This is a genomic window from Streptomyces sp. SID5910, from assembly GCF_009862125.1.
GTDB lineage: Bacteria > Actinomycetota > Actinomycetes > Streptomycetales > Streptomycetaceae > Streptomyces.
The window spans coordinates 1-1,140 of record NZ_WWHX01000300.1 but is presented as its reverse complement, the minus strand read 5'-3'; the positions used below and the strand labels follow the sequence as shown (position 1 = coordinate 1,140).

Sequence of the window (1,140 nt, the reverse complement as noted above, 5' to 3'; positions counted from 1 at the left end):
GGTGCCGGTGGGTGCGGCGCTCGGTGGCGCGGTGGGCCAGGTCGGCGCGGTAGGCGGTGGGGCCGCCGAGCACCGCCCGCGCCGCCGAACAGGCCCGCGCGAGCCTCCCCACCGAGCCCGTGCCGGCCGTGGACGGGAGTGAACCCGGCCGGTGCGGCCCGTGACGTTCGTCGTGTATCGGGAAGACTCGACGGCATGCGGACTGCGTACAGCGTGGAGACGGTCAGGACGGCCGAGCGGGAGTTGATGGCGAGGCTGCCCGACGGGACCTTGATGCAACGGGCGGCGGCCGGGCTCGCGGCCGCCTGCGCGGAGCTGCTCGGCCGTGTCGCCGGGCGGGTCTACGGCAGCAGGGTCGTGCTGCTCGTCGGCAGCGGCGACAACGGCGGCGACGCCCTGTACGCCGGGGCACGGCTCGCCCGGCGCGGGGCCGGGGTGACGGCGGTACTGCTCACGCCCGGGCGCGCGCACGCCGGCGGGCTCGCGGCGCTCCGGCGGGCCGGCGGGCGGGTCGCCGCCGACGGGGACGGGGAGCGGCTGGTCGAGCGGGCCGACCTGGTCGTGGACGGCATCGTCGGGATCGGCGGCCGGGGCGGGCTGCGGGAGGAGGCGGTGCCGCTGGCCGCCGCGGCCGGACGGTCACGGGCCGCGGTCGTCGCGGTCGACCTGCCGAGCGGGGTCGACGCCGACACGGGCCAGGTGCGCGGGGAGGCGGTCCGGGCCGATCTGACGGTGACCTTCGGGACGCACAAGCCGGGGCTGCTGGTCGATCCGGCGCGGGAGTACGCCGGGTCGGTGCGGCTGGTCGACATCGGGCTGCCGTTGCCGAACGACGCGGCCGAGCTGGAGGCGCTCCAGCACGCGGACGTGGCGCTGCTGCTGCCGGTGCCGGGGGCCGAGAGCGACAAGTACCGGCGCGGGGTGGTCGGCATCGCCGCCGGGTCCGCGCGCTATCCGGGGGCCGCCGTGCTCGCCGTCTCCGGGGCGCTGCGGGGCGGGGCCGGGGCGGTGCGGTACGTGGGGCCGGCGGGGGACGCGGTGATCGCGCGGTTCCCGGAGACGCTGGTGTCGGACCAGGGGCCGAAGCGGGCGGGGCGGGTGCAGGCGTGGGTGGTCGGGCCGGGGGCCGGGGACGACGCC

1 protein-coding gene is annotated in these 1,140 nt (G+C 79.1%); it reads left to right on the top strand.

The genetic code is table 11. The annotated features are described in order from the left end of the window. Positions 1-195: 195 nt before the first annotated feature. A partial coding sequence (locus GTW67_RS10325; protein WP_161164502.1) for an NAD(P)H-hydrate epimerase occupies positions 196-1,140 on the top strand: 945 nt, incomplete at its 3' end.